Genomic DNA, 19,280 nt, shown 5'->3' on the forward strand with positions numbered 1-19,280 from the left:
CGCGCGCCGCCGCTACTTGCCGTTCGCGCACATGCAGGCGGCGAACAGCGGCGTGTCGGCACGGGCCCAGGCCACGTCGTAGCGCGCACGGGCCGCGGCGGCTTCCTCGGTGTGACCGAGGGCCGCGAGGCTCTTCGACAGGCCGTACAGCGCCCAACCGTTCTCGGGATAGCGCGCGAGATTGGCCCGGTAGACCTCGACGGCCTCCTCGTGCCAGCCCTGCTCGGCGAGCAGCGCACCCAGCGCGTGGCGCGTCGGCTCCATCCAGCCCCACGGCTCGTCGTAGTTGAGCTTCTCGTCGAGCGCGACCGCTTCGTGCAGGCTCGCGAACGCGGCGTCGAAGTTGCCCTTGCGGTACTCGATCTCGCCCTCGAGGAAGGCTTCGGCCACGTCGTAGACCAGCTCGACCGGGTTCTGGAACAGGACGCGCGTCGAGGGCACGTCCTCGCGCGAAGCACGGAAGGCGGCCTGCGCGGCTTCGGCCTCGTCCACGCGTCCGAGCGCTGCGAACGCGACGCCGCGCGCGTAGTGCCAGATCGTGCGCGTCGCCGGCAGTTCCGCGCCCGGATCGGGTTCGGCGACCAGCTCGTCCCACATGCCGAAGCGCACCATCACGTGGTACGGCGTGGCGTGGAACACGTCGAACAGGTCCGGGATCGCCGCCAGCTCCTCGGACGAGATCTGCGCGGGGATCGCACGCGCGTGCTCGAGCGCCAACTCGCGCCGCCCTTCCCACATCGCTCCGTAGGCCACGAAGTGGTAGTTGTGGATGCGGTAGGCCGTGTACATGCCCTGGCGCTGAGTGGCGGCCGCGTAGGCGTCGTCGGTCTTCACCGCGGCGAGGTTCGTGCGCACCACGTCGTCGTAGTGACCGGTCCAGACGTAGGTGTGGCTCGGCATGTGCACCAGGTGACCGAGACCCGGCGCGAGGCCTTCGAGTCGGCGCGCGGCGGGCAGGGCCAGCTCGACTTCGGGACCCGCTTCCATCGCATGGATGTAGAGGTGGCACAGCGCCGGGTGGTCGGGCCAGCGCTCGAGACCGGCTTCGAGAACAGCGCGCACTTCGGCCAACTCGGGCGCGGCGACGCCGTCGTGCGACCACAGGTTCCAGGGGCGCAGCTGCATGACCGACTCGCCCATCAGCGCGCCCACGTCGCGGTCGTCGGGGAAGCGCGCGGCGACCCGGCGCATGGCGACGGCGTAGTCGGCGTCGAGGCCGGTGCGATCGGCGGGCGGTTCGGCGGAGAAGCGCGTGGAGAGCGCCTCGACCAGCGCGCGCTCGACGTCGGACTCGTCGTCCAGCTCGGCGCGGGCGCGCGTGATCGCGGCGAAGGCGGCCAGGCTCGACGCGTCGTCGATCACCGGGCTGTTGTAGTTCGGGCCGAGCGCGTAGGCGACGCCCCAGTGAGCCATCGCGCAGCCCGGATCGAGCTCGATCGCGCGCTGGAAGCAGTCCACCGCTTCGGCGTGGTTGAAGCCGAAGCACAGCGCCAGGCCGCGGTCGAACCAGACCTGCGCTGCGGCCGAATCGGTCGTCACGTCGCGGTGGATCGCACCGATCAGGTAGTGCGGTTCGAGCGGTTCCGACTCGAGTCGCTGGCCGCGCGCGTCGAGCACGAGCGCACCGGGCGCTTCGAGCGCGTGCACCCGATCGCCGACGCGAACGCCGTCCGCGTTCCAGACCAGCTCGCCGTCGGGCAGGTCGAACGTCCAGGCGCGGCGCGTGGTCCTGAACTCGAGCGGTCCGTCCGGCGCGATGGCGTCCTCGATCAGCACCGTGCGGCCGCCTTCGCGCAGGAGGAGGTCGCCGTCGAAGACGCGCGCGGAGCGGCTGCCCGCGGTCGAAGCTGCGCCCTCGACGAGGACCGTGGTGCGCGGGCCGGAGCAGGCGGCGAGCACGAGACCGAGGGGCAGAGCGAGACGAAGGTGCGGGCGCATGGCAGTTGGGTCGGGGCCGTCGGAACACGTTCCGGGGGATCGAGAGCGCCGCTTCGCCGAGCGAGGCGGGCGCGTACGACCCAGGTGGCGTGAACCCTCGTCGCCAGCTGCCAGGGAAACGAGAGAAATCGGACGGACTCGCGATCGCTGCGCGCTCGAACGGCCGACGGCCTCGTCTGCGGTTCCCCGTGCCCGCTCGGTTCGCGCGGTCGATCGTGTCGGTCGATCGACGAGTCGGTGCCGGTCTCCGTGTGCCCGGCTCCGAATCCCGCTAGGGCACGCCGACACAACCGCCGGCGATGTGCATGACGACGTGGTCGGTCGCGTCGTAGCCCACCAGACGCTGGCTCGGACCCTCGCGCTCCCAGCGCTCGACCTGCGGGTACACGGTCGATTCACGACCGGAACTGTCGGTCCTCGTCGTCATCGGCGGCGCGTACATCGCCCCGACCAGAGCGGCCTCGCGACGCGGGTGGGTCGAGAGCTCCGCCGACAGGCGTTGGCACGCGAACAGCTCCGGGGACGCTTCACCCGCGATGTCGATGAAGCCGCGACCTCCGAAGCTCCGCGGCGAGCTGTACGCGACGAAGTAGGCGTGCGGGTTCGCTTCGAAGCGCTCACGCGCCAGGTCCCGTGAGATCAGACGCGATCCGAGCTCGACGCCAGCGCTCTCGAGCGACGCGACGAGCTCGGTCTGCATGCCGTTCGCGACACGCCACGTGGCAGTGAGGAACGCATCGATCAGCTGCGGGTCGCAGGTCTCGAGGTCGAGGTCCGCGAGCGTGTGCCCGTCCGCGACGACCAGGTCCACGAGTTCGGGATAGCGCTGCGCGAGCGACTCTCCCTCAACCTGGGACCACGCCGCGGGCAGTTCGACCGGCGGCAGCGCGGGCGGCCTGGCGTGCGCGTCGCGCGTGGCGACGAAGAGGACGAGGCCGGTCGTGACGACCGCGGCGGCAAGGGCGAGCGTGATTCGATTCATGGTTGGCGAGGGGCCGTGGATCAGACTCGAATTCTAGCCGACCGGCGTGAATCGGAGTATCGCGACGCGATACGGAGTCTGACCGTTTCGTGCGGCCCGTCGTGTCGGCCGATCGACGGGCCGGTGCCCGAGCCCGTAGACCTCAATTCTGGCTGTCGACCCACTTCGCCAGCTTTCCATGCCGCGATGCGGACACGACACTTCGTGCCGCCTCTCTGTAAGGCGCGAACTTGAGTGGATCGTCGACAAGGAGGACCCTGCAGTGCGAGAGAGAGTCCGCGCCCTTGCTCCGACCGACACTGACTCGGAAGTAGATCCCAGGGATCCACCAGTCTGAAACGAAGGGGCCTTGCCGCCTTTTGACCTCGGGAAGAACGAGCATGTTCGTCGAAGGCATTGTCGAAGGAGCCAGAAATGCAAGATCCACGGAGACTCGCTCAGGAAAGGCACTGTCGTGGAACAGCGCGCTCTGTATGGGACCACGGAAGGGACCAAGGCTCGGATAAGCCCTTGAGCACATCCATGCTTCTCCTCCCAAGTCCCACCTCAGAAGCACTGAGAGCCCGAAACGCACCAGCGACGAAATGGACTTGAGGTCGCCAGCATCCTTGACGAGAGCACCTTGCAGCCGAGCAGCCGTTGGCGCGCTACGGATCTCTTGCAGCGCTTGCCGGCTTCGGCTCCCACCTTCGGCAAACTCGCAAGCAGGTCGGTCTACGATCAGGCCGAGGCGTTGCTCGCTTGGCCCACACAGCAGCGGAATCGCAACCTGTTTGGAGCTCGTGTTGGCTCGTCCTCTCTCAACCCGAACAGGCCCAATGACTACTTCGTCTCCGCGGAGCCGAGAATAGAGGGCCCTGGGCAGGAGATGGCTCCGCAGTACCGGAGAAGAGCCACACACGGCGCAACAACTGCGTGGCATTCGTTGAAGCGCCATGATTCGGTGCGGCTAGGCCTGGGTTTCGCGATGCAGGGCACGGAGTGCTCAATGCGGTCGCCAGGTACGGAGCCAGGCACCGATCCGTCGATCGACGAGTTGGTGCCCGACTCTGTGAGGCCGTACGCGCTACTCCCCGCCCTCTTCCCTTCGCACCTTCGCCCCCAACGCCCTCAACCGATCGTCGATCCGCTCGTAGCCGCGATCGATGTGGTACACGCGGTGCACCTCGGTCACGCCGTCACTGACCAACCCCGCCAGCACCAGCGCCGCCGACGCGCGCAGGTCGCTCGCCATCACCGGCGCACCGGACAGGCGCGGCGTGCCTTCGACGACCGCCGTCGCCTCCTGACGGCGGATGCGCGCCCCCATGCGCACCAGCTCGGGCAGGTGCATGTAGCGGTCGGGATAGATGCGTTCGGTCACCAGGCTCACGCCCTCGGCGCGGCACATCAGCGCCATCCACTGGGCCTGCAGGTCCGTCGGGAAACCGGGGAACGGCTGGGTCGTCACGTCGGTCGGACGCGGACGCTGGCCGAAGCCCTCGCCGTGCACCTCGATCCAGTCGTCGCCGCGCTCGACGCCATAACCCGCCTCGCGCAGGCGGTCGGTCAGCGCGGCCAGCTGTCCGGGGCGGCAGTCGTCCACGCGCACGCGGCCGCCGGTGATCGCGCCGGCCACCAGGTACGTCCCCGCCTCGATGCGGTCGGCGAGCACGCGGTGGGTCGCTCCGCCCAGACGCTCGACGCCTTCGATCACGAGGCGCGGCGAACCGATGCCGTCGATGTTCGCGCCCATCGCCACCAGGCAGCGGCACAGGTCCGCCACCTCGGGCTCGCAGGCCGCGCCGTGGATGACCGTGCGGCCCTTCGCCAGGGTCGCGGCCATCATCACGTTCATGGTGCCGGTGACCGACGGACCGAAGGCGGTTCCCAGGAAGACCTCGGCGCCCTTCAAGCCACCCGGCGCCTCGGTCTTCACGTAGCCCTTCTCGATCGTCACGCGCGCGCCCAGGGCCTCGAGGCCCCGCAGGTGCACGTCGATCGGACGCACGCCGAAGACACAGCCGCCCGGCAGGCTGACCTCGGCCCGGTGAGCACGCGCCGTCAGGGGGCCCAGCACGCAGACGCTCGCGCGCATCTTGCGGACCTGCTCCCAGGGGGCGACGACGTTGGGCTCGCCCTTCGTCTCGAGCACGACCGTGCCGTCCTCCTCCTGGCGGCCCTCGCAGCCCAGGCCCTCGAGGACCTTGAGCATGGTGCGGACGTCGGACAGGTGCGGGGCGCGCTCGAGCCGCAGCGGACCGTCCCCCAGGAGGGCGGCCGCCATCATGGGCAGCACGGCGTTCTTGGCGCCCGCCGCGGTCACCCGACCGTCGAGGCGCACGCCTCCCTCCACCACGAATTTGTCCATCGCCGCTTCGCTCCGTTCGTCCCTGGCGCGGCCTCGATCGGCGCGCCCTCGTCGTTCTTCGGGGCCGCCGGTGCAGCCCTCGCGGCGACTCTAGCCGCGGGGCCGGACCGCCCGGCACGACGGAGCGGGCGGGCCGAGCCATCCGACCCGGGAACGGGCCGACTCGGCGCGAGCCGTGCATTTGCGCACTCCGCGCCCGGTCACTACTATCCGCGGTCCGGCTGCGCTCGACGAACCCCAGAACAGGGGCGCCAAGGACCGGCCCGTGGGCCCCACCGCCGGCCGCGGATCCAAATGGGGATCCGTAGGACGGTCGCCCACCACCGGCGCCCGCGCGGCGGCAGGCTCCGAGGGCACCGTCCGCTCTCGCTGCACCGCTTCGCTCACCACCGCTCGACCAGCCCCCAACGATCCATGACCGAGGCCACCGCCACCATCGACGAGCCCGCGTTCGAGCTCTTCACCGACGAGAACCCGACCTTCGCGCTGCTCCAGAACGGACGCACCATGGTGCTCGCGACCGCGAAGGAGCGCGCGAACTTCCAATCGCAGATGAAGTCCAAGGCGGACACCGGCGAGGAGGGCCGCCGCAAGGGGCTCGCCGCCTGGGTGCTGTCCGACTACGAGAAGTGCGTCGCGCTGCTCGCCCCCCACCAGGGCGACGACGTGGCCGACTACACGCGCGCCAAGGCGCTGATGGCCCTCGGCCGTCCGGGTGAGGCCCTGCCGCTGTTCAAGCGCCTGTCCGACTCCTACCCCGACGTGGCTCGCCCGCGCGGCGGTGCGCTCGAGGCGCAGCTCGAGGCCAAGCTCATCGAGGCCCCCGACACGGACGTCGCCGCCCTCGTCGAGGAGATGCTGAAGGGCGCGCCCGACGACTTCGCGGACAGCGCCGAAGGCCGCTACCTGCAGGGCCGCCGCGCCGAGTTCATGAACGACACCCAGTCGGCGCTCGAGCACTACCTGGCCGCCCGCGACCTCGACCCGACCCTGCGCGGCAACCTCTTCCGCGCCGCCTACCTGGCCGATCGCGCCGGTCTCGACAGCGTTGCACTCGAGTGCTACCAGATGGCCGTCCAGCTGAAGATCGCCGACCGGCCGATGATGCTGAACTACGGCGTCCTGCTCGAGGACCACAGCCGCGACGAGGAAGCCGCCGCCATCTACGACATGGTGGCGCGTCTGGATCCGACCGACGAACGCGCGCGCCTGTACCTCGCCGACGCGCGTTCGGCGATGGACATGTTCTACGACGAGGATCTCGAGCGGAAGGAGGACAAGCTCAACCAGATCCTGCGCATCCCGATCACCGACTTCGAACTGTCGGTGCGCGCGCGCAACTGCCTGTCCAAGATGCAGATCCACACCCTGGGCGACCTGGTGTGCCGCACCGAGCAGGAACTGCTCTCCTACAAGAACTTCGGCGAGACCTCCCTCAACGAGATCAAGGAGATCCTGCGCACGAAGGGCCTGCGACTCGGCATGCCGCGCGAAGAGGCCGTCGCCTCGATCGAAGCGCGCGCCCGCCGTCCCGTGGGCGAGGACTCCGATCCCCGCAACCGCTCGATCACGGACCTGCAGCTGTCGATCCGCGCGCGCCGCACGGTCGAGTCGCTCGGCTGCCTGACTCTGGGCGACATCATCAAGCACTCGGCCGACGAGCTGCTCGGGATGCCGAACTTCGGCAACACGTCGCTGCAGGAACTGCGCAGCAAGCTGGCCGAGCACAACCTCAAGTTGACCGGCGAGTGACGGCCCGGTGAGGGTCGCGGGCGCGTCGAGTGCGCGGCTGACCCGAACCGAATCAGCGGCGGGGCGAGCGCGAACGGCGCTCGCCCCGCCGCTCGCATTGGCGGCGCACCGAACGCATCATCGCGGACGGCCGCGCGCGCCTTCGCGACGCCGAACCTGAGCGCCTCGCGCCCGATCGACCACCACGGCCGTCCACGACTCCGAACGCCCGACCGCTCCCATGTACGAGTACCTGCGCGGCACCATCGCCGAGAGCCGCCCCACCACGATCGTCCTCGAGGCGGCGGGCGTCGGCTACGCCCTGATCGTCCCGGCCGGCACGCGCTTCACGAGCGGCAGCGAGGCCATCGTCCACGTGCACCAGGTCGTGCGCGAGGACAGCCACTCCCTGTACGGCTTCGACACGCGTGCGGCGCGCGACCTGTTCCGCCAACTGCTCAAGGTCAAAGGGGTCGGACCGGCGATGGCGATCGCGATCCTGTCCGGCATGGACCGCGAGGAGTTCATCGCCTGCGTGCGCGCGAAGGACGCCGCGCGCCTCACGAGGCTCAAGGGCGTCGGCAAGAAGACCGCCGAGCAGATCCTGCTCGACCTGTCCGATCGCTTCGGTCCGCAGGTCGAGGGCGACGCGACCGGCGGCGGCGACCTGCCCCCGCTCGACGACGCGATGACCGCACTGATCTCGATCGGCTTCACCGAGAAGGAAGCGAAGAAGGCGGCCGAGCGCGCCGCGAAGGAGGTCGGGACCGACGATCTGGATGCGCTCTTGCGGGCGGCCCTGCGCGGCTAGGGGCGCGGGCGAGCGGAACGCCGCCATCGGGCGGAGCGGCGCGGACGAACGACGCTCGCGGAGCGCACGACAGGACTGGACTCTTCTACGTCGCCGCGCGGCACGGGCCCTGTCGGAACGGGGCCGGCGAGCTGCGCGGCGCGGCCGTCCTGGGAGCGCGACCCGTGCGCACATTGATCGGGGCGCGACGGTCGGCGCCGCGCCGCGCTCGCTACCCTCCGCGGACTCCGGGTCCCGCGACCCGACTCCCCCACGGCGGGCGCTCCCCCACTGTCCGCCGACCCCACCGGCCCGTTCCCCCGCGTGACTCCCGTGACAGGCGTTCCCCGCGTCCTCATCTGCGACGAGTTGGCTCCGTCCGCCGTCCAGATCCTGCAAGCCCGTGGCCTCGAGGTGGAAACGCGCCTCGGCCTCGACGAAGCCGCCCTGTGCGAAGCCGTCACCGAGTTCGACGCCTGCGTCGTGCGTTCGGCGACGAAGATCACGCGCCCGGTGCTCGAAGCGTCGACGCGCCTGAAAGCCGTCGGCCGCGCGGGTATCGGCGTGGACAACATCGATCGCACCGCAGCCACCGAGCGCGGCGTGGTCGTGATGAACACGCCCGGTGGCAACACGCTGTCGACGGCCGAACTGGCGTTGACGCTGTGCCTGTCGCTCGCACGCCACATCCCGGCCGCGACGCGCCGCGTGCGCGAAGGCTCGTGGAACAAGAAGGGCCTGATGGGCGCCGAGATGACGGGCAAGACGCTCGGCATCGTCGGGCTCGGGCGCGTCGGTGGACTGCTCGCCGAGCGCGCGTTGGGTATCGGCATGCGCGTCATCGCGCACGATCCGTACCTCGAGTCGGCCGGCAAGGGCTCGCCGATCGCGGGCGTCGAACTGGTCCCGTTCGCCGAGCTCGTGCCGCAGGTCGACTTCATCAGCCTGCACGTGCCGCTGCTCGATTCCACGCGCGGCATGGTCGGCGCGGAAGCGATGCGTGCGATGAAGAACACGGCCTACATCGTCAACACGTCGCGCGGCGGCGTGGTGGACGAGGCCGCGCTGCTCGAAGCGCTCGACGCGGGCGAGATCGCGGGCGCGGCGCTCGACGTGCTCGAGGTCGAACCGCCGGCCGCGGACAACCCGCTGCTCACCCACGAGAAGGTCGTCGTCACGCCGCACCTGGGCGCATCGTCCGCCGAGGCCCAGGACCGCGTCGCCGACATGATCGCGGAGCAGTTGGCCGACTACCTGCTCGACGGCGTGGCGCGCAACGCGGTCAACATGCCGACCTTCGGCGCCGCCGACATGCAGCGCATCGCGCCGGCACTCGAACTCGCCGAGCGCATGGGCAGTTTCGCGGTCCAGGGTCTCGAAGGCCCCGCGAACAAGGTCGAGATCACCGCCGGTGGCGCGCTGGCCGAGTTCGGCACGCAGGCCTTCGAACTGGCGGTCCTGGTCGGCGTGCTGCGCCACGTGGTCGGCGGCGGCGTCAACTTCGTGAACGCGCCGCTGCTCGCGAAGGAACGCGGCATCCACGTGCTCGCGAGCTGCGACGAGGAGTCGATCTACCACGACGGTCACCTGCTCGTGCGCGTCGAGTGCAAGGAGGGCGGCGTGCAGGTGCGCGGCGCTCTGTTCGGCAACGAGCCGCACTTCACGCGCATCGACGGCGTGCACGTGGACCTTCTGGCCGAGGGTCCGCTGCTCCTGACGCGCCACGAGGACCAGCCGGGCGTGCTGGGCAAGATCGGCACGACGCTCGGCGAACACGGCGTCAACATCCGCCGCGTCGACCTCGGTCTGTCGAGCCAACGCCCCGACGGTCTGGCCTCGGCCTTCCTGCGCCTCGATCGCACGCCCGAACGCGAGGTCATCGCCGACCTGGAGTCGATCGAGCCGATCCGCTGGGTCCGCTGCGTGCACCCGTGACCGCCGCCGAGAGCACACCCGTGACCATGCCCGTCGCCGACGCGCCGCCGCCCTACGACACGGTCGTCTTCGACTGCGACTCGACCCTTTCGGAGATCGAAGGCATCGACGAGTTGGTCGGCGAGGAGCACCGCGCCGCGCTGGCCGAACTCACGAACCGCGCCATGGTCGGCGAGGTTCCGCTGGAGGACGTGTACGGCCTGCGGCTCGAACGCGTGCGCCCCACGCGCGCGGACCTCGAGCGCGTCGCAGGGCTGTACGTCGAGCGACTCGTCCGTGGCATGGCCGAGCTGGTCCGCGATCTGCAGGCGGCGAACAAGCGCGTGCTGATCGTCTCGGGTGGCCTCCTGCCCGCGGTCGCCGCCGTCGCCGAACATCTCGGCGTGGCGGTGAACGACACCTTCGCCGTCGACGTCACGTTCGCGCCCGACGGCACCTTCGCCGACTTCGAACGCACGAGCCCGCTCGCGCGCTCCGGCGGCAAGCCCGAACTGATCGGCCGCCTCGTTCGCGAGCGCGATCTCGGCCGCGTGGCCCTCGTCGGTGACGGCGCCACCGATCTCGAGGCCGCGAGCGTCGTCCAGCGCTTCGTGGCCTTCGGCGCCGTCGAACGCCGCGCCGCCGTCTTCGAGCGCGCCGCGGCCCACGCCATGTCCGTCCACGAACTCCGCCCCCTCCTCTTCGCGCCCGACGAACTCGCGGCGCTCGTCCGATGACCATCCTCTGGATTCCCGGGCCCGTTCAGGTCCGCGACGAGATTCTCGACGCCCAGGCGCTGCCGATGATCGGGCACCGCGCCCCCGAGATGGCCGAGCTGATCGAACGCATCGATCCGCACCTGCCGCACCTCTTCGGCTTCGATCCGGCGAACGGCGCGCGGGCCGGTGTGGCCAGCGGCAGCGCGAGCTCGCTGATGGAAGCCGCGCTGCACGGCTGTGGTCAGCGCGTGCTGTCCGTCGTCGGCGGCGCGTTCGCCAAGCGTTGGTACGAGATCGCGCGTACGCTCGGCAAGCACACGCACGCGCTCGAAGTCGTGTGGGGTCACGCACCCGACACCGAGACCGTGCTCGCGACGATCGATCGCGAAGGTCCGTTCGACGCGGTCACCGTCGTGGCCAACGAGACGTCGACCGGAGTGGTCACCCCGCTCGGACCGCTGGCCGCCGCACTGCGCGAGAACTCGCCCGAGACGCATCTCTTGGCCGACTGCGTGACGCTCGCCGCCGGACAGCCGGTCGACCTCGATGCGCTCGGGATCGACTTCGCTCTGACCGGCAGCCAGAAGGCGCTCGCCCTGCCCCCGGGTCTGGCCCTGTGCGCCGCATCGGCGCGCTACCAGGAACGTGCGCGCGGACTCGAACGCAGGAGCTGGTACCTCGACCCGCTGCGCGTGCTCGACGGACAGGAACAGCGCAAGACGCCGACGACGCCCGCGATCAGCCTCTACCAGGCGCTCGCGCTCCAGCTCGAGCAGATCTCGGTCGGGCTGTTGGAAGGCGGTGCCTCGACGCCGGCCGAGGGCTGGAGCAAGCGCTTCGCTCGCCACCTGCGACTGCGCGACCGCACGATCGCCTGGGCCGCCGAGCACGACCTGTGTCCCTTCCCCGCCCGCGCGGAATGGAACTCGGCCACGGTCAGCTGCATCGCGGCCTCGAACCTCGACGTGGCCGCGTTCGCGAAGCACCTGGACGAGTCCGGCTTCAAGATCAGCAACGGCTACGGCGACCTGAAGGGCAAGACCTTCCGCATCGGTCACATGGGCGACCACACCGACGCCGGTCTCGAGGACCTGCTCGCGGCCGCCAGCACGGCCATCGCCGCCCAGCGCTGATCGCTCGCACGTCGTCCTCCCCTCCCCGCACGCTCACCCGAACGCTTTCATGTCGACTCTCGCTCGCGCCGCTGCGCTCTTCGCTCTCGTCCTGTGCACCGCCTGCGCCGGAACGCGAACCACGCCGTTCCCGTCCGCCGACGTGCCGAACATGGCGCCGCCGCCCTACACGGCCGAGCAGATCCGCGACAGCCACCCGGACGGCGCGTACTTCGTGACCGAGACGCTGGGCCCCGACGGCGAAGTCGTCGCTCGGGTTCGGACCGAGTTCTTCGATCCCGATGCGACGAGTGTCTCGATCCGCGTCGTCGGTCTGGGCGCGAACGGCGAGGAAGAGGGCGCGGACGCGCCGGGCGTGCGCGTGGACTGGCCGACACTGCGCAGCCACGCGTACTTCCCCGCTGCAGGGACGCGTCTCGAGCACACGACCGTGACGGTCCCGGTCGGGACGTTCGACTGCTGGAGCTACCGCGTCATCGGTCGCACGGCCGACGGGCTGCCCGAGGAGACCGTCTTCCACTTCGCGGTCGACCGACCGGGTCCGCCCGTGCTGTTGATCCAGTCGGTGGACGGCGTCGAGGTCGCGCGCATGCGGATGGTCGAGGACGGCCGCCCCTGACGCGCCGAACGCGCAGTCCGTCGCATCAATCGGCCCCGGACGCCACCAGCCCTTCGCGTCGCGCCAGTTCGAGTGCCAGCTCGTGCAGCTCCGAAGGCGCGAGCCGGTGCACCTGGTACATGAGGTAGCAGTCGCGCCGCACCGTCGGCCACGCGTCGGGATCGCGCTCGAGCCGTTCGTTCCAGAGCTCCAGCAGGTCGCCCAACAGCCGCCGGTAGGCGTGGGCGTGGACGGTCTCGAGGCGCGCGTCCACCGCGGCCGCCTCGAGCAGGTCGACGAGCGGCAGGCGCGGGTCCGGCACCGTGGCGAGCGAAACCAACTGAGCGCGATACTCGAGCCGGCGCTCGAGCCCGAGCGGCGAGAAGCCCTCGCCGATCGCGATCGCCGCGATGCCGAGCGGGTTCTTCGTGAGCGGCAGGAAGCGCGTGCGGTCGGTGAGGTGCCCTTCCTCGTGGTTGCCGACCACCTGGATCAGTTCGGTCAGCGTGACCAGGTCGGCGTCCGCGGGCGCGTCGGTCGGACGCGCCTGCGCGCGCTCGAGCAGCACCGCCACCCGCAGGGCCTCGGCCGCGAGCAACGACGGAGCGAGGCGCGCACGCTCGAAGCGTTCGACGCCACCGGCGCCGAGGTCGAGCGGCAGCTGGAACGACTCCAGTCGCTCGCGTGCCCAGTCGCTGCCGCGTTCGGTGACGAGGCGCTGCCAACCGCGCCAGGTCGCGAGCACGCTGCGCTGTGACCCCACGTCGACCCAATAGCCTTCGTGCAGCGCCGCGCCGGAGATCGAGAGGCCCGAACGACTGCGCCGCCCCACCGCGTCGACGCCCTCGCACAGGATGACCATCCCGCTCCAGGGCATGCCCAGGTGTTCGCCGGAACGCTCGGTCGCGAGCAGTCGTCGCAGGACGGTGCCGTCCACCTCGCCGAACGGCGGTTGACCGAGGAGCGCCATGCGACCGAGACGATCGAGCACGTCCGCCAGGCCCGGGACGCGTTCACCGGCCGCGCCGACGCCGAGGAACTCGTCGCGCGCCACGAAGACCGGACCGGGCACGAGCACCGCGCCGAACGGACCGAAGCGCAGCACCGGTGACTTCGCGACCGCGGCCCCGAGGTCCTCGTCGTCCCAGCCGATCGCGGCGGCGTAGCGCTCCACCAACTCGCCGATGCGCGCGAGCAGTTCGTCGAGATCCAGCTTCGAACTCACGGCCTTCGGCGGCCCGAGATCGTCCCAGTCCGCGAGCGGCACCGCGCCGATGTCGAAGACGGTCTCCTCGCCCAGGATCGACTCGAGCAGGCGCGCGAGCTCGGCCAGGAGCGCTTCGGCGGCCAGGGCCCGTCGTTCGACGGTGCGAGCCCGTTCGACGAGCGCGGGTTCCGCCGCGCGATCCACGTCGCGCGCCAGGGCACTCGCCGGACCGATCCAACCGCACCGCAGGCACGCCTCCGCCAACTCGACCCGTCCCAGGGGTGCGTCGAAATCCGTCGCGCGCGCCGTCGCGACCAGGGCGGCGAGCCTGGGATCGGCGAGCGCTCCGTCCGCGTCGAGCACCTGGTCCGGCAATTCGTCGATCAGGCGGTCGAGTGCCGCGAGCGTCGCGTCCCGGCCCGCCGCGAACGCGCGTTCGAGGTCGACCCACACGTCGCCCGTCGGAGGCAGTGGCACCGCCGCGTCCACCGGAGCGAGCCCGCGCTCGAGCGCCACCACGACGGAGTGGACGCCGCGCGCGCGCAGCTCGTCGAACAGCTCTTCGTCGTTCGCATAGGTCGGGTGCCGGCGCAGCGCCAGTTCCAGATCGGTCAGGAAGGCGGCGTCGGACCGCGCCTTCGGGCTCAGGCTCAGCCGCCGCACGACGTTCGCCGTCTCGCTGCGGCCGGTCAGGCCCGAGGCGATGAGGCCCAGCGCGCGCCGCAGCCCGAGCTCGCGATCGGCCTCGGTGCGATCGAAGGCCAGTTCGAGCTCCACCAGGTCGAGCGAGACCTCGAGTCGGTCGATGGCGCCGAGACGCACGTCGTCGAGAACGCCGCGCAGGACCGTGACGCCGTCGCCCGCGCGCCCGGTCCGGCGCAGGAGCGACGCGAGCCTGCGAGCGAACAGCGCCACCTCGTAGCCGCCGTTCGCTCGATCGAGCGCGCGCGCCTGGTGCGCCACCGCGGCCCGCAGATCCCCGGCCAACTCGCGGTCCACGCTCAACGCGTGGTGCGGCCACGACAGCGAGCGGTCGAGCGCGACGGCCATCGGGAAGCGCACCGAACCGGCCGCTTCCTCGAGCCGGCCGGCGAGGTACAGGTCGGCCGCGCCGTAGTCCGCACCGCGCAGTCGGGCACGGCGCTCGGCGAGGGCACGCGGCCCGTCGAGCTGGGCGCGCGCGCGATCGTCGAGCAGTCGCTGCGGCGCGACCCAGTCGGGCGCAGCGCTGGCCGCCCGTTCGAGTGCCGCGTCGATGCGCGCGTCGATCTCGGCCACGGTCCGCGCCGCGTCGCGATCGCGCGCGGTCACGGTCGCGCGCTCGCGCAGCGCCGCGCGCGCTTCGCGGAAGGCCTCGACGGCGGCGGGCGCGGGAGCGAGCTTGGTCGGCGAGCCGAGACGCGACGCGCGCGTCCCACTACAGGAGCCGAGAGTGCTCGAGACGACGAGGCACAGGGCCGTCACTCCCGCTGCGGTCCGGAGCAGTCGGCCGAGCGCGTGCAGGGACGCGCGCGCGCCCGCGAGTCGGTCAGCGCGTCCGGGGTCGGGCTCCGATCTCGGAAGCACGGTCGACGGGAACTCTGCACCGGACGGCTGCGTGGACGAGGTCATCGCCGCCGACCTTACACCGCCTCCGGGCCGGGACGGGGCCGCCTTGGACCGCACCGAACGCTCAGCGGGACGAACGTCCGACGAAGGCCTCGAGCACCGCGTCCGGACCGACCTCGCGGTCGCTGCGCTCGAGCAGCTTCGTGCCCGCGAGCAGCGTGGCCAGGGAGTCGCCCCGACCGCCGTTGACGTTGCCCGTGTAGATGCGCACCTGGTCGACGAACCCCGCTTCGAAGTACGACGACAGGAGCGTCGGGCCGGTCTCGAGCAGCGCGCGCCGGACGCCGAAGCGCCACATCCACTCGAGCGACTCGCGCAGGTGCACGCGACCGTCCGCACCGGGACGCAGCGGGTGCACGCGCGCTCCGGCCGCGAGCAGTTCGCGGTGGCGCACGCCGTTCGCGCCGGCGCGGCACAGGATGTACACGGGTCCTCCAGCTTCGCCGCGCTCGGCGGGACGGAAGATGCGCGCGTCGGGCGGGGTGCGCAGTTCGGTGTCGAGCACGACCCGCAGCGGCGGACGATCGAGACCGGCCGGGAAGCGCACGGTGAGGCGCGGGTCGTCGGCGACGACGGTCCCGACGCCGGTCACGATCGCGTCGACGTGGCTGCGCAGCAGTTGGACCTCGCGCAGGCTCTCGGGCGACGAGATCCAGCGCCCTTCGCCGACGTCCTCGGGCGGCGACAGGTGACCGCTGCGGGTCTGGGCCCACTTGGCGATCAGCCACGGCCGCGGCCGGCGCAGGCGCTCGTAACTCGTGTAGCTCTCGAAGTGCGGCGAGACCACGGACAGCGGCGCGGCGCCGGGATGGGTCTCCACCTCGATCCCGTGTTCGCCGAGGATCGCCAGCGCGCGCCCGCGGTGGCGCGGATCGGGATCGAGGTCGGCGATGGCGACGCGTTTGATCCCGCTCTTGATGATCGCGTCGGTGCAGGCCGGCGTCTTGCCCGTCGTCGAGCAGGGCTCGAGCGTGATCGCCAGCGTGTGCACGTCCGCCATGGGCCGTCCGGTGGCTCGGTAGGCGCGCAGGGCCTCGATCTCGGCGTGCGGGCCGCCGTAGACCAGGTGCCGCCCTTCCGCCAGGATCGAACCGTCCGCCGCCACGAGTGCAGCTCCGACGGCCGGGTTCGGCGCGATCTCGAAGCGCGCTGCGCGGGCCCGTTCCCCCACTTCCGCGAGGATCTGGGCCATGCGTCCGCGGGGGATGCTGGCGACGGTGGAGGGCATGTCGGCCGCGCAGGCTACCCGCCGTGAACGGTCGGGCGTGATCGGGGTCAGGATCATCTGCGTTGGGGTCGGTCTTCGAGTATCGGTCGCAGGACGTGAGCCGCGCCACGGGAAGGCGCGGGAGGAACGTAAGTCGAGCGGTGGACGGATTCGCGGCACGGGCCCGCGCGGGTTCCTGATGCCGGGGCGGGTCGACCACGAGAGGGCACGGACCGCCGCGCGGATGGGCGAGGTCGCGGGCGCGGGCGCCGGTCCACCGACAGGACGTCTCGCGGGTTGGGTCGCGCCACGGCGCTCGGCACAATGGGTCCCGTCCCACCCGCGCGCAAAAGGCGCCCGGGATCCACGAGGCCACGAACGCCTCCTTTCGAGCCACGAGCCCCGCCTCCCCATGGTCACCCCCATCCGAGTCGCCATCACAGGTGCCGCCGGTCAGATCGGCTACGCCCTGCTCCCCCGCATCGCGAACGGCGACATGTTCGGCCCCGACCAGCCGGTCGTGCTGCAGATGCTCGAGCTGCCGATCGACGCCGCCCAGGACGCGCTGCGCGGCGTGGCGATGGAGCTCGACGACTGCGCGTTTCCGCTGCTGCACGACATGGTGCTCACGTCCGACCCGAACGTGGCCTTCAAGGACGCGAACTGGTGTCTGCTCGTCGGCAGCAAGCCGCGCGGCCCGGGGATGGAGCGCGGCGACCTGTTGCGCGAGAACGGCCCGATCTTCGAGGCCCAGGGCAAGGCGGTGAACGACCACGCGGCGAGCGACGTGCGCGTCGCCGTCGTCGGCAACCCCTGCAACACGAACGCGCTGATCGCGATGAACTGGGCGAAGGACGTGCCGAACGAGCGCTTCAGCGCCATGACGCGCCTCGATCAGAACCGCGCCCAGGCCCAGCTCGCCGCGAAGGCCGGCGTGCACTCGACCGCGGTGAAGAACGCGCTCATCTGGGGCAACCACTCCGCGACGCAGGTCCCCGACTTCGTCAACTGCACGATCGACGGGCGCTCGGCGGCCGACGTGATCGGCGACGAGGCCTGGTTGACCGGCGAGTTCTTCCAGACGGTCCAGCAGCGCGGCGCGGCGATCATCAAGGCGCGCGGCAAGTCGAGCGCGGCCTCGGCGGCGAGCGCCCTGATCGACCACGTGCGCGACCTCACGACGCCGACTCCGAACGGCCGTTGGAACTCGGTCTGCGTCCCGAGCGACGGCAGCTACGACGTGCCGGAAGGCCTGATCTCGTCGTTCCCGGTGCGCGCCGACGGCAAGGGCGGCTACGAGATCGTCCAGGGGCTCGAGCTCACGCCGTTCCTGAAGGAGAAGCTCGCCGCCAGCGCCGCCGAACTCGCCCACGAGCGCGACGAGGTCAAGGCACTCCTGCCGAGCTGAGCGTCCGCGCACAGCCCGCTACGACGAGCGGCCGCCGTCCCGAGGTTCGGGACGGCGGCCGCTCGCGTGGCGTCGGTGTTTCGCGCTCGCGCGTCGGTGGACGAGCGACCGGTGGACCTGTGAACCAGTGATCAGTGAACCAGCGAACCGTGCAGTCCGAACGGACTCGCCTCGCCCACGCGCACCCGGTGCATGCGGCCGATGGCGTCCGCGATCGGGCCGGCCTCGGCGGGCCACTCGAAGCTGACGTGCAGCGTGTGGGTGCTGCGGCCCTGGACCCATCCGGGGTAGCGCTCGCTCTCGCGGTCGACGAAGACGTCCACCTCGCTGCCGACCTGGGCCGACATGCGCGCGAACTGACTGCGTTCGGCGACGCGCAACAGGCGCGAGTTGCGCTCCTTCTTGACCGCGGTCGGCACGTCGTCGGGCATCTCGACCTCGGCCTTCGTCGTCGGGCGCGGGTCGTACTTGAAGACGTAGTTCTGCGCGAAGCCGATCTCCTCGCAGAAGGCCTCGGTGGCCGCGAAGTCCTCGTCCGTCTCGCCCGGGAAGCCGACGATCCAGTCGGTCCCGACCTCCACGTCGGGCACGATCTCGCGCAGCATGTCGAGGCGCCGGCGGTACAGGTCGGTCGTGTAGCCGCGCTTCATGCGGCGCAACACGTCGTCCGATCCCGACTGCGCGGGCAGCGGCAGGAAACGGTCCGCCTTGCTGCAGTCGCGCAGCGCCTCGGCGAGCTCGCGCGTGAGGTAGGACGGGTGCAGCGTGATGAGTCGCAGGCGTTCCAGGCCGTCGATCTCCTCGAGTTCGTACATCAGGTCGGCCAGCGACGGGCGCCCCTGACGACCGCGCATCGACAGCTCGCCGGGCCCGGGCTTGGGCAGGTCCTCGCCGTAGCTGTTGACCGTCTGGCCCAAGAGCGTGATCACCTTCGCGCCCGAGTCGACCATCCACTTGGCCTCGTCGACCAGCGCGCCGATCGGCAGCGAGCGCACGCGACCGCGCGTGGCCGGCACGATGCAGTAGGTGCAGTTGAGGTCGCAGCCGCGCATCACCGCAAGGAATCCGGCCAGGCCGCCCGTGTACGGCTCGCCGCTGCGGTCGACGACCACGTCCTCGTCCATGCCCACGTCGAGCAGTCTCCCGTCGCCCGCGTCCGGGTCGGCGCGGCGTTCGAGCACCTCGTTCACGAGGTTCGGCAAGTGCTGGAAGCGGCGCGTCCCGACCACGAGGTCCACGTGGCCGGCGCGCGAGAAGATCTCGTCCTGGGCGCGCTGGGCCATGCAGCCGAGCACGCCGATGACGAGGTCCGGCCGCGAGTTCTTCGCGTGCTTCAGCTCGCCCAGCCACGAGTACACTCGCTCTTCCGCGTGGTCGCGCACCGAGCAGGTGTTGAAGAGCACGACGTCCGCGTCGTCGAGCGACGACGTGATGCGGTAGCCCTGCTTGCGAAAGCGCCCCTCGACCATCAACGAGTCGTACTTGTTCATCTGGCACCCGAAGGTGACCAGGTGCACGCTCGGCCCCCCGCCGCCCTCGGTGGGAGCGCCGTCGACCGCGGGGAGCAGGGCGGACTGGAAGCGTTTGGTGGCCATGGCAGGGTCGGGCGCGGGGCGGGTCCGCTGTCGGGTGGCGCGAGACCTCGCGCGACGGCGTCGAGCCGCACAGTGTGCCCGCCGCGCGCAGGGGCGACAA

The 19,280-nt window shown here is 71.1% G+C and carries 13 protein-coding genes; 7 read left to right on the forward strand and 6 right to left on the reverse strand.

Translation table 11 applies throughout. From position 1 onward, the window contains the following. Positions 1-12 precede the first annotated feature (12 nt). From Pla163_RS11270 to murA, 3 genes are all read right to left on the reverse strand, one after another. Positions 13-1,938: a tetratricopeptide repeat protein gene (locus Pla163_RS11270; protein ID WP_145188079.1), complete on the reverse strand. Its 1,926-nt coding sequence runs from the start codon at positions 1,936-1,938 to the stop codon at positions 13-15. Between the two features lie 271 nt (positions 1,939-2,209). Beyond that, positions 2,210-2,920: a hypothetical protein gene (locus Pla163_RS11275; RefSeq protein ID WP_145188082.1), complete on the reverse strand. Its 711-nt coding sequence runs from the start codon at positions 2,918-2,920 to the stop codon at positions 2,210-2,212. Between the two features lie 1,066 nt (positions 2,921-3,986). Further along, the gene (gene murA / locus Pla163_RS11280; RefSeq protein WP_145188084.1) at positions 3,987-5,270 is read right to left on the reverse strand and encodes a UDP-N-acetylglucosamine 1-carboxyvinyltransferase; all 1,284 of its coding nucleotides are present in this window, start codon (positions 5,268-5,270) and stop codon (positions 3,987-3,989) included. Positions 5,271-5,684: 414 nt separating this feature from the next. Between murA and Pla163_RS11285 the strand changes: the two genes are divergently transcribed. The 6 genes from Pla163_RS11285 to Pla163_RS11310 all read left to right on the forward strand — a co-directional run bounded on the left by Pla163_RS11285 (position 5,685) and on the right by Pla163_RS11310 (position 12,176). Then, the gene (locus Pla163_RS11285) at positions 5,685-7,022 is read left to right on the forward strand and encodes a DNA-directed RNA polymerase subunit alpha C-terminal domain-containing protein (protein ID WP_145188087.1); all 1,338 of its coding nucleotides are present in this window, start codon (positions 5,685-5,687) and stop codon (positions 7,020-7,022) included. A gap of 220 nt (positions 7,023-7,242) precedes the next feature. Next, entirely contained in the window at positions 7,243-7,812 is a 570-nt protein-coding gene (gene ruvA, locus Pla163_RS11290; protein WP_145188090.1) for a Holliday junction branch migration protein RuvA, read from the forward strand. Between the two features lie 312 nt (positions 7,813-8,124). Continuing rightward, on the forward strand, positions 8,125-9,726 hold the full coding sequence (gene serA / locus Pla163_RS11295) for a phosphoglycerate dehydrogenase (RefSeq protein ID WP_419185828.1): 1,602 nt from the start codon (positions 8,125-8,127) through the stop codon (positions 9,724-9,726). Positions 9,727-9,752: 26 nt separating this feature from the next. After that, complete coding sequence (locus Pla163_RS11300) at positions 9,753-10,442, forward strand: HAD-IB family phosphatase (RefSeq protein ID WP_145188096.1); 690 nt, start codon at positions 9,753-9,755, stop codon at positions 10,440-10,442. Continuing rightward, complete coding sequence (locus tag Pla163_RS11305; RefSeq protein WP_145188099.1) at positions 10,439-11,557, forward strand: pyridoxal-phosphate-dependent aminotransferase family protein; 1,119 nt, start codon at positions 10,439-10,441, stop codon at positions 11,555-11,557. The genes Pla163_RS11300 and Pla163_RS11305 overlap by 4 nt, the downstream gene beginning before the upstream one ends. 49 nt (positions 11,558-11,606) lie before the next feature. Beyond that, positions 11,607-12,176, forward strand: coding sequence for a hypothetical protein (locus Pla163_RS11310; RefSeq protein WP_145188104.1), 570 nt, complete (start codon positions 11,607-11,609; stop codon positions 12,174-12,176). 25 nt (positions 12,177-12,201) lie between these two features. Here the strand turns inward: Pla163_RS11310 and Pla163_RS11315 are convergent, their stop codons facing one another. Both Pla163_RS11315 and ribD read right to left on the reverse strand, forming a co-directional pair. Next, complete coding sequence (locus Pla163_RS11315; RefSeq protein ID WP_145188107.1) at positions 12,202-15,027, reverse strand: hypothetical protein; 2,826 nt, start codon at positions 15,025-15,027, stop codon at positions 12,202-12,204. Between the two features lie 7 nt (positions 15,028-15,034). Next, complete coding sequence (ribD, locus tag Pla163_RS11320) at positions 15,035-16,198, reverse strand: bifunctional diaminohydroxyphosphoribosylaminopyrimidine deaminase/5-amino-6-(5-phosphoribosylamino)uracil reductase RibD (protein ID WP_419185829.1); 1,164 nt, start codon at positions 16,196-16,198, stop codon at positions 15,035-15,037. A 391-nt stretch (positions 16,199-16,589) separates the two neighbouring features. Between ribD and Pla163_RS11325 the strand changes: the two genes are divergently transcribed. Then, positions 16,590-17,585 carry a malate dehydrogenase gene (locus tag Pla163_RS11325; RefSeq protein WP_145188113.1) on the forward strand — a complete coding sequence of 332 codons (996 nt, stop codon included), beginning with the start codon at positions 16,590-16,592 and terminating at the stop codon, positions 17,583-17,585. A 131-nt stretch (positions 17,586-17,716) separates the two neighbouring features. Here Pla163_RS11325 and miaB read toward each other — a convergent pair whose 3' ends face one another. Next, the gene (gene miaB, locus Pla163_RS11330) at positions 17,717-19,180 is read right to left on the reverse strand and encodes a tRNA (N6-isopentenyl adenosine(37)-C2)-methylthiotransferase MiaB (protein WP_145188116.1); all 1,464 of its coding nucleotides are present in this window, start codon (positions 19,178-19,180) and stop codon (positions 17,717-17,719) included. Positions 19,181-19,280 lie beyond the last annotated feature (100 nt).

Origin of the sequence: Rohdeia mirabilis (assembly GCA_007750655.1) — a bacterium.
Classification (GTDB): domain Bacteria; phylum Planctomycetota; class UBA1135; order UBA1135.